Source organism: Ructibacterium gallinarum, from assembly GCF_014982785.1.
Taxonomy (GTDB): domain Bacteria; phylum Bacillota; class Clostridia; order Monoglobales; family Monoglobaceae; genus Ructibacterium; species Ructibacterium gallinarum.
In genome coordinates, this window is record NZ_JADCKB010000043.1 from 1 (window position 1) to 9,132 (window position 9,132).

Here is a 9,132-nt window from a genome sequence, read left to right on the forward strand (position 1 = left end):
CGAAAGAATACAAATAAAAACAATACTGACTCCGCTTGAAAAACGAAGTCAGTATATTGCTTAAATCTTTAATTTATCCTACCATCAAGGGCGTTTTTGTACTGTCCGCACAAATTGGGGCAGTCCATTCAATCCACAGAGGTTTTTTATTGAAATGCCTGCGTTTTTATTCTTCCAGTTCGGCACCAGTGCCGGTGCCGCCGCCAGTGCCCGCGGTTGCGCCTGTGCCCGTGCCTGTACCGCCGCCTGTTCCTGTGCCGCCGGTTCCCGATCCAGTTCCCGCTTGGCCTGTGCCGGTACCAGTGCCGCTGGTTCCTGTGCCGCCGCCTGTGCCGCTGGCGCTGTTTCCGGTACCGCCGGAACCATTCCCGGTTTGGCCGCCGGTGCCGCCGGTCCCCGTTCCTCCTGCGGATGTGGCAGACGTAGCCGTAGGCGATGAAGTTGCCTTGCTTGCTTCCTCTTCCTCGTCGCTCTCCCACACATATCCTGCATGATTGGAATTACAGTAGGCCGGCAGATTATCCCGGGAGAAGTAATAGCTGTCAGAGGGGCATCTTGAAGTTGCCCGCATTCCGGAATAGGTGCAATAGCTGGCCCAAACTACATCATCGGGCTTGGTCAGTTCTTTGGCGCTCTTTCCCTTGTGAATGGTGTTCATCACGTCCCGGAATACTGGGATACAAGGGTTCTGGGACATGGTAATCTCCTGGGGAATGTCATATCCATACCAGACCGCCGCGGCATAATACGGCGTAAAGCCGATAAACCAGCGGTCGTTATTCTCTGAGGTGGTACCGGTTTTACCGGCGGTAAACATGCCGCCGGACAGTCCGGCGCCCCGGCCGGTGCCGCTGGTAACTACCTCTTCCATCAGCTTGCTCATGATATAGGCGGTGGAGGGCTTCATCGCCTCCCAGGACGAACGGTCAGAGGAAACCACTACATTGCCGTCCTTGTCCACCACATCGGTATAGGTATAAGGCTTTTTATAAACCCCGTTGTTGGGGAAAGACGCAAAGGCCGCCGCCATTTCCAGCACGGTTGCGCCGTCGGTCAAACCGCCCAGCGCCAGCGGGGAAAGGCCAATATCCGTATAAATCTGTCCATCCACTTCACGGCTTGCCACCAGGGTGGAAAGCCCCAGCTTCTGGGTGAGGAAGTCATAACTTTCCTGCGTCCCCATCTTGGACAGAATCTCTACCGGCACCGTATTGAGAGACGACCGCACCGCCTGGCGCACGTTCACTCTGCCCCGGTACTGATAATCGTAGTTTCTGGGTACCCAGCCGTTATAAGAGGTCTTCTTGTCATCAAACACCGAGCCTGCCGTAATCAGCCCCTTGTCAAGGGCGGGGGCATAGACCCCGATGGGCTTGATGGTAGAACCAGGCTGACGGGGGCTCATGGATGCCCGGTTGAGGGTAAGGCTTCCCGGCTTTTCGCCGATGCCGCCGGCAATACCGGCCACCTGTCCGGTTTCTACATCAATGACCACCATAGCAGACTGTGCCGACGTCTTGGGGAAGTGGCTGGTATCTGCATAGTATTCCTCCACCGCCGTCTGCACCTTGGGCACATAGGTGGTATATACTTTTACGCCGCCGGAGTACAGGATCTTATTGGCCAGGTTTTCCGAATACCCCTGGCTCTGCAGATCCTCCAACACGTCCCGGATCACCTGATCCACAAAGTACGAGGTGGTCTGAGGCTGGTTTTCCTTCTCCTTCTGGCTGGGGTCGGCAAAATTAAGCACCTCGCTGACCGCGGCGTCATATTCTTCCTGGGTAATAAAATTCAGCTGCAGCATTTTACTGAGCACCACTTCCTGGCGCTCTTTATTCTTTTCCGGGTTCACAAAGGGGTCATATAAGGACGGGTACTGGGTAATAGCGGCAATGGACGCCGATTCCGCCAGGGTGAGAAACGCCACATCCTTATTAAAATACAGATTGGCAGCCTTTTGCACCCCGCTGCAGCCCTGAGACAAATAGATACAGTTTAAATAAAGCTCTAAAATCTGATCCTTGTCCATTTTCTTTTCCAGCGCCACCGCCCTGGCAATTTCCTGAATCTTCCGGGCAGGGGTCTGCTCGTCATCGCCGGTAATATTCTTAATCAACTGCTGGGTAATGGTACTTCCGCCCAAAGACGCCGCTCCGCTTTTGCCGGTGATCTTGTCGATCACCCAGGTAAAGGCAGCCTTGGTGGTCCGCTTGAGATCATAGCCCTTGTGCTGGTAAAACCGCTCGTCCTCAATGGCCACAAAGGCCTTTTGCAAATACTCCGGCGTGGCGTCCAGATCCACCCAGATCCGGTTTTCCTCCGCGCTCAGCTCCTGAAGCACCTTTTCCTCTCCGGTATCCGGGTCAAGATATACAATGGTGGAATTCTGCCGGAGGGTCAGGCTTTCGATATCCAGGTCGTCCACATCCCCCCAGTAACCCAGGACCGCCCCGCCGAAGGCAACGCCCGCCACGGCCAGTCCCAGCACCAGTGTGATGGTAAAAATCAAAAGAAACTTTTTGATATAGTGTTTCATGTTACCTTCCCCTTTAAATTCTGCGCATCCGCGGTTTTTCTTCCGCTTTCTGCCAATTATATCATACTTTCGGGTATAAAAATTCCCAGTCCTGTTAATAATAGATTAAAATCGTGTTACAATTTGCCAAAATCCACAAGATATGGCATATACCAAAGGGGATTTTGCACATGTTATGCCATGCCGGTGCAAAGTCCCCCTCTGAAACAGGAGGGATTGCTGTATGGCAAAACATTTTTTTAAGAGCCTGATGCTGAGCATCATTGTATTTTCCATAGCGGTACTGGTGGGCTATCTTGCCTATGTGGCGGCCTACCGTTACCAGACCGACAAGCTGACCGAGGCGCTGACCCCGGCGGCGGCAGAAGCACAGCCCATTACGGAATCGGCCCCGCCCCTTTCTGAGGACCAGGTCACAAAGGCGGATTACTATATCGCCCGGTTTGAAAACGGCGACATTGCCATTTATGTCTCCTCCGGAGGAAAGGAATCCTTTTTATACAGCCTTGACGTGTGGGCAAGAGACCTGCCCGCTGAGGATATGGTTCGGCTCCGGGAGGGGATTGTGCTGAAAAACAAGCAGGAGCTTGCCTCCTTTGAAGAGGACTTTACCAGCTGATCCCTACCGCAGAATGATATAGACCGCATATACCAGATAGGCGGCCAGCATGGCGCCGCCTATGGGCCGGCTGATCTTCTTTGCGGGCGCGGCGGCCAGATAGACCAGCACCGACACAATCAGCAGCACCGCTGTATCATAAATCGAAAGCATATCAATCCCGATGGGAGAAAGCAGGGCGGAAAATCCCAGCACAAACAGGATATTAAAGATATTGGAGCCCACAATATTTCCCCAGGCAAGGTCTGCCTCGCCCTTGCGGCAGGCCACCGCAGAGGTGACCAGCTCCGGCAGGGAGGTGCCAAGGGCCACCACCGTAAGGCCGATCAGGGTATCGCTGATTCCCATCATACGGGCAAGAACGGTGCTGGAATCCACCACCAGCCGGCCGCCCACGATTACCCCCGCAAGGCCCAAAACCAGAAACAGCAGGCTTTTGGGTACCGAAATATTCTCTGCGGGTTCCTCATGGCCGTCGCCGCCCATGCCGTCCTTGATATTCATATACATATACATTCCCATCAGCAAAAGCAGGATCAGTCCGTCGCCCCGGCTAAGGAAAGGCGCGCCGGTTCCCAGGAAGGGATCGCAAAACATCACCAGCAGCGCCGCTGTAATAACCAAGTGAAAAGGATAGTCCCGGATCACCGAAATCCGTTTGACCGTCAGCGGCCGGATCAGGGCACAGATGCCCCCCACGGCCAAAAGGTTAAAGAGGTTGGAGCCGATAATGTTGGACACGGAAATAGCGCTGTTGCCCTCCATCGCGGCCGTAATGCTCACCGCCGCCTCAGGGGCGCTGGTGCCAAAAGCCACAATGGTCATACCGATGACCAGGGTGGGAATATGAAACCGGCGGGCAAAGCCCACCGCACCGTCTACCAGTAAATCCGCTCCCTTGAGCAGGGCGGCAAACCCCGCCAAAAGAAGTATCACTTGAATCAAAGCCGTCATTTTTTCTCTCGCTCCGTTTCTTAACCTGCATTTTAGCCAAAAAGCCTAATTATATTCATTATAATACAAGAAACCGCCGGTGTCAATTCCCGTTTTTTCCCGGGGCGGACAGCCGAATTTGCCGGCCGCGGGTGACAATCAGCCCTTCCTCCCGCAGCTGTTTGATCTGGCGCATCATGGCGCTGCGGTCGGCACAGATATACTCCGCAAGGGCGCTTAGGGAAAAGGGCAGGGTAAATTCCCTGCCGCCGGAGAGGCTTTGGCAATATCCAAAATAACACAGCAGCTTTTCCCGGATACTCCGCCGGCTTAAAATCTCGATCCTGGAACTGAGGTAGATCGCCTTGGCCGATACCAGGGAAAGCAGGTTCTCCACCAGACGGCTGTGACAGGCACAGGCCCGGCTGCAGCGCTTGGTAATCTGCCCCCGATCGATAAATACCGCCCGGCATTCTCTCTCGCATACCGCCGTTACGCTGTCCCCCGTGCGGGAATAAAAGGTAAACAGCGTCCCAAATACCTCCCCCGGCCCCAGGGTTTCCAGTATGGTGCGGTTGCCGTCAATGTCAATCCGAACCACCCGCGCCTGACCCGCGGTCAAAATCCCTACCCGGCTCTCTTCACTGCCAAAATCATACAGGGTCTGCCCCGGCGAAAATTCCCGCTCCGCCGCACCAAAACACCGTATCATCTGCCGGCAGTCCTGCTCGGTAATCCCTTCAAATAAGGGCGTCTGTGCCAGTTTCATCCCTTTTCCCCTCCCCGGAAAAAAATTTTCCTGTAAATTGTTGCAAATGCAACACTTTTTTGAATACAATTTATGCTACAATAAATACTAAGAAAAGTCAAGCAAAATTTATTACCAAGGAGGAAATTACAATGAAAAAGTATGTATGCACTGTATGCGGATATGTTTATGACGAGGCGGCGGGCGCGCCGGATAACGGGATTGAACCGGGAACGGTCTGGGCGGACGTACCGGAGGATTTCACCTGCCCGCTGTGCGGCGTAGGCAAGGACATGTTTGAGGAGGAATAAGAATGGCTTCCTGCAGGATCGGCAACGATATTTATTCGGTGGGGATACTCAATCCTGCCATGCGCATCTTTGATGTGGTCATGCGGACGGATTACGGCACCACCTATAATTCCTTTCTGGTCAGGGGCACGGAAAAGACAGCGCTGATTGAGGTCAGCCATGCCACCTATTTTAACCAGTACCTTGACAATATTAAAGAGGTCTGTGAGCCGGCGGAGATCGACTATATTATTTTAAACCACTGTGAGCCGGACCATTCAGGTGCGCTGGCGCAGCTGCTGCCCTATTGCCCCAAGGCAGAGGTGGTGGTCAGCCGGGCAGGCTCGATTTATCTGAAGAATATCACCAACCGGGAGGATTATCCGGTGCGGATCGCAAAGGACAAGGACAGCCTTGACCTGGGCGGCAAAACCCTGTCGTTTATCAACGCCCCCTTCCTGCACTGGCCGGATTCCATGTTCACCTGGTGCCCGGAGGAAAAAACCCTGTTCCCCTGTGATATGTTCGGCGCACACTACTGTGAGCCCTATACCTTTGACTATCACACGGCGTATCCGGACAAGTACGAAATCGCGTTTCAGGGCTATTATGACGCTATTTTCGGTCCCTTTAAGCCCTATGTCATCAGCGGCATGGAAAAAATAAAGGATCTTGACATAGAACGGATCTGCACCAGCCACGGCCCGGTGATTACCAAAGAGGGCCGGCTTTCCTATGTAATGGAAAAATACCGGGAGTGGAGCGCTCCGGCGCCCAAAACCCAAAAGCAGATCCCGCTGTTTTACTGCAGCGCCTACGGCAATACCCGGAAAATTGCAAACGCCATTGCGGACGGGATTCGGGAAGTCCTGCCGGAGGCAAACGTCTGCACCTATGACCTCAATCACAACGATTTGGGCGAGATGGCAGGCTTGCTGAACAGCTCCGACGCCTTCTGTGTGGGCTCTCCCACATTGAACGCGGATGCGGTGGCGCCTATCTGGATGCTGCTGTCCCATGTGGACGCTATTAATAATAAGAAAAAACCTGTACTGGCGTTCGGCTCCTATGGCTGGAGCGGCGAGGCGATTCCCAATCTTACGGCACGGCTGACGGGACTGAAAATGAATGTCTTTGAAGACGGCTTTAAAGTGACCTTTGTCCCCTCGGAAGATGACCTCAGCGCCGCAAAAGAAACCGGACGGCGGTTTGCGCAAAGCCTGTAGCTTTGCAGCCACGTGGTGAAAAAGTCAAACCTATATTGTCTTTTATCGGAATGGAATTTTTTCCATTCCGATTTTTAAAACGCAGTTTGTAAGCGCCCGGTTTGTAAGCGGCCGGGTCCTTCGGCCGCAAAGGGCTCCCAAAAAGCGACGGCCGGTGGCCGCACTTTTTGGGAAAGAGGAGAAGCAAGGACGCGGACGTAGTTTTGCCGCCTTTGGGCAAAACGGAGTTGAGCAAACTTTGCTTCGACGAGGACGCAGGGCTCCCGCAAAAGTTTCTTCTTATCTCTGCGGCTGCGGGCAGGAACTTTGTCTTTTCCTCAAATTCGCTCGGCTGTGGTGAAGCGCGTGCGCTTCAGCGGCCGGGTCCTTCGGCCGCAGGGCTCCCGAAAAAGTTTCTCTTATCTCTGCGGCTGCGGGCAGGAACTTTGTCTTTTCCTCAAATTCGCTCGGCAGTGGTGAAGCGCGTGCGCTTCTGGGAAAGAGGAGGAGCAAGGAAGCAGGCGAATGTTTTTCTTTTTTAAAGAAAAACGGAGCAAAGCGAACTTTGCTCCGACGACATACTATATATTGTGTCTGTAATAAAAATTTAACACTATATCTATTGACAAAATATTTATTTGGGTGTATACTGTATCCATTGCAATAAAAAATACAGGATTCACTGCACGAACAGGAGGAATATAAAATGACAGTTAACGTAGTAAACGGCAATATGAGCCCAAAGGAAATCGCCTATTACACCCAGCACATCCGGAAGAACAATCCGGGCATGGATATTGACAGCCTGACGCTGAAAATCTGTGACGATGGATATGTGGACGCGGAATATAACCTGACCCCAATCCCCTTTGAGCGGATTCGGAGAATCACCGGATATCTGGTAGGTACGGTGGACCGGTTTAACAACGCAAAACGTGCGGAAGAAAGAGACCGGGTAAAACATATGAGCTGTTGCAATTAAAAAGAACGGACAGGGCTGACCACTTGTGACAAAAGCAGGTGGCCGGCTCTGTTTTTTTATCCCACGCCGCCTGCCGCGCCCGCCACACACCGCGCCACGCCGCCTGCCGCGCCCGCCACACACCGCGCCACGCCGCCTGCCGCGCCCGCCACACACACACGCGCCCGCCACACACACACGCGCCCGCCACACACACACGCGCACACCACGCCACGCCGCACACCACGCCCGCCACGCACACACGCGCCCGCCACACACACACGCGCCCGCCACACACACACGCGCACACCACGCCACGCCGCACACCACGCCCGCCACGCACACACGCGCCCGCCACACGCACACGCGCCCGCCACACACACACGCGCACACCACGCCACGCCGCACACCACGCCCGCCACGCACACACGCGCCCGCCACACGCACACGCGCCCGCCACACACAACACACACGCGCCCGCCGCACCACGCAAAAACGCCCGCCGCACACACACGCCCGCCGCACAAACGCCCGGGCGGCAATTTTTTTGCCCGGCATCCCCCGGTTTTTCGCTTCCGCAGGCGGCGGTTTTCTCCGCCGCCGCCAGCACGGCAGGCTTTGTCAGTGCGGCCGGGTATACAATATCCGCAAAAAATAAAAAGGAGAGGATATTTATGGCGCGGCCCATCAAAGCAGGACTGAACTATTTCCCCTTTGACGTCTGCGACTGCCGGGGCATCAAACTGATGGAAGCCAAGTTTGGCCTTACCGGCTTTGCCGTTATCACCAAGCTTTTACAGGCGGTTTATGGAGGTATGGGATATTTCTGCCCCCTTGACCAGGAAACCCTTTTATTGTTTGCCTCTGAATGCCGTCTTCCTGAAGAAACCATCCGTTCCATTGCCGAGGCGGCAGTGCATTGGGAAATTTTCGACCGGGAAAAATACGAAAAATATCATATTTTGACCTCTCTGGAGATTCAAAAATGCTATTTGACAGCGGTGGGACGGCGGCAAAGAATTGATTTTGACAGCCGTTATCTTCTTTTGCCGCCGGAACTGCAGACCGAAAATATTTGGATTGACGGCGTTAATGTATACAAAAACCGAGTTAATGTATGCAGAAACCCGGAAAATGTATGCAATAATTCACAAAGAAAAGAAAAGCAAAGCAAAGAAAAGGAAAAGAAAGCAGAGGAGAAGAAAGCAGATACCGATGCGGCAGAAGCCGCACCGCCGCTGCCTGCTGCTTCGGATCACACTGGAGTTCTTAAGCATGCAAAAGGCTGTTTTGGGGCGGTAACCTCAAAGGCGGAGTCATTTCTTTTATCCTGCTTGGACGGCGGCATGGAGCCGGAACTACTCTGCGCCGCCATGGACGAGGCGGTAGAATACGGCAAGCCGTCCTGGCAGTATGCCCGGGCGGTTTTGGAGGATAAGCGGAAAAAGGGGATTAAGACCTTGCCGGCCTTTGCGGAAAACAAGGCGGAATTCCAGCGTCAAAAATCCAAACCGCCGGCAAGATCGCCTTCTCCCAGCCGGCTGTGCAATTATACCGACTCCAACCCAACCGATGACGCCGCAATCTCCGACATGCTGTTTTCCCAATTTTGGAATGTACCTTGAAGCGCGTGCGCTTCAGCGGCCGGGAACTTCGGCCGCAAAGGGCTTCCGAAAGGTGACCGGGCTAACGCCGGCAGAAGCTTGTGCAGGATTTTCTTCTTATCTCTGCGGCTGCGGGCAGGAACTTTGTCTTTTCCTCAAATTCGCTCGGCAGTGGTGAAGCGCGTGCGCTTCTGGGAAGGAGGAGAAGCAAGGCAGCGGACGTAGTTTTGCCG

At 54.0% G+C, this 9,132-nt stretch carries 9 protein-coding genes; 6 read left to right on the top strand and 3 right to left on the bottom strand.

Features of this window, described 5'->3' with window-relative positions; translation table 11 throughout:
- Positions 1-166 precede the first annotated feature (166 nt).
- The gene (locus INF28_RS12320; RefSeq protein WP_226393754.1) at positions 167-2,539 is read right to left on the bottom strand and encodes a transglycosylase domain-containing protein; all 2,373 of its coding nucleotides are present in this window, start codon (positions 2,537-2,539) and stop codon (positions 167-169) included.
- A 223-nt stretch (positions 2,540-2,762) separates the two neighbouring features.
- Here INF28_RS12320 and INF28_RS12325 point away from each other — a divergent pair, with 223 nt between their 5' ends.
- Positions 2,763-3,158: a hypothetical protein gene (locus INF28_RS12325; RefSeq protein ID WP_226393755.1), complete on the top strand. Its 396-nt coding sequence runs from the start codon at positions 2,763-2,765 to the stop codon at positions 3,156-3,158.
- Between the two features lie 3 nt (positions 3,159-3,161).
- Here the strand turns inward: INF28_RS12325 and INF28_RS12330 are convergent, their stop codons facing one another.
- Both INF28_RS12330 and INF28_RS12335 read right to left on the bottom strand, forming a co-directional pair.
- Positions 3,162-4,112 carry a calcium/sodium antiporter gene (locus INF28_RS12330; RefSeq protein WP_226393756.1) on the bottom strand — a complete coding sequence of 317 codons (951 nt, stop codon included), beginning with the start codon at positions 4,110-4,112 and terminating at the stop codon, positions 3,162-3,164.
- Positions 4,113-4,194: 82 nt separating this feature from the next.
- Positions 4,195-4,860, bottom strand: coding sequence for a Crp/Fnr family transcriptional regulator (locus tag INF28_RS12335; protein ID WP_226393757.1), 666 nt, complete (start codon positions 4,858-4,860; stop codon positions 4,195-4,197).
- A 131-nt stretch (positions 4,861-4,991) separates the two neighbouring features.
- Here INF28_RS12335 and rd point away from each other — a divergent pair, with 131 nt between their 5' ends.
- From rd to INF28_RS12360, 5 genes are all read left to right on the top strand, one after another.
- Positions 4,992-5,150 (top strand): rubredoxin, encoded by a 159-nt coding sequence (gene rd / locus INF28_RS12340; RefSeq protein WP_226393758.1) that lies wholly within the window; start codon positions 4,992-4,994, stop codon positions 5,148-5,150.
- A 2-nt stretch (positions 5,151-5,152) separates the two neighbouring features.
- Positions 5,153-6,355: an FprA family A-type flavoprotein gene (locus INF28_RS12345; RefSeq protein ID WP_226393759.1), complete on the top strand. Its 1,203-nt coding sequence runs from the start codon at positions 5,153-5,155 to the stop codon at positions 6,353-6,355.
- Between the two features lie 167 nt (positions 6,356-6,522).
- Positions 6,523-6,876 (top strand): hypothetical protein, encoded by a 354-nt coding sequence (locus INF28_RS12350; protein WP_226393760.1) that lies wholly within the window; start codon positions 6,523-6,525, stop codon positions 6,874-6,876.
- 164 nt (positions 6,877-7,040) lie between these two features.
- Entirely contained in the window at positions 7,041-7,316 is a 276-nt protein-coding gene (gene nrdD, locus INF28_RS12355) for an anaerobic ribonucleoside-triphosphate reductase (RefSeq protein ID WP_226393761.1), read from the top strand.
- Positions 7,317-7,969: 653 nt separating this feature from the next.
- Positions 7,970-8,920: a Lin1244/Lin1753 domain-containing protein gene (locus INF28_RS12360; protein WP_226393762.1), complete on the top strand. Its 951-nt coding sequence runs from the start codon at positions 7,970-7,972 to the stop codon at positions 8,918-8,920.
- The last annotated feature ends 212 nt before the right edge of the window (positions 8,921-9,132 follow it).

Excerpts from the sequence above, each read along its gene's own strand:
- INF28_RS12320 (WP_226393754.1), bottom strand. The coding sequence starts at position 2,539 with ATGAAACACTATATCAAAAAGTTTCTTTTGATTTTTACCATCACACTG.
- INF28_RS12345 (WP_226393759.1), top strand. The coding sequence starts at position 5,153 with ATGGCTTCCTGCAGGATCGGCAACGATATTTATTCGGTGGGGATACTC.
- INF28_RS12360 (WP_226393762.1), top strand. The coding sequence starts at position 7,970 with ATGGCGCGGCCCATCAAAGCAGGACTGAACTATTTCCCCTTTGACGTC.
- rd (WP_226393758.1), top strand. The coding sequence starts at position 4,992 with ATGAAAAAGTATGTATGCACTGTATGCGGATATGTTTATGACGAGGCG.
- nrdD (WP_226393761.1), top strand. The coding sequence starts at position 7,041 with ATGACAGTTAACGTAGTAAACGGCAATATGAGCCCAAAGGAAATCGCC.
- INF28_RS12325 (WP_226393755.1), top strand. The coding sequence starts at position 2,763 with ATGGCAAAACATTTTTTTAAGAGCCTGATGCTGAGCATCATTGTATTT.
- INF28_RS12335 (WP_226393757.1), bottom strand. The coding sequence starts at position 4,860 with ATGAAACTGGCACAGACGCCCTTATTTGAAGGGATTACCGAGCAGGAC.
- INF28_RS12330 (WP_226393756.1), bottom strand. The coding sequence starts at position 4,112 with ATGACGGCTTTGATTCAAGTGATACTTCTTTTGGCGGGGTTTGCCGCC.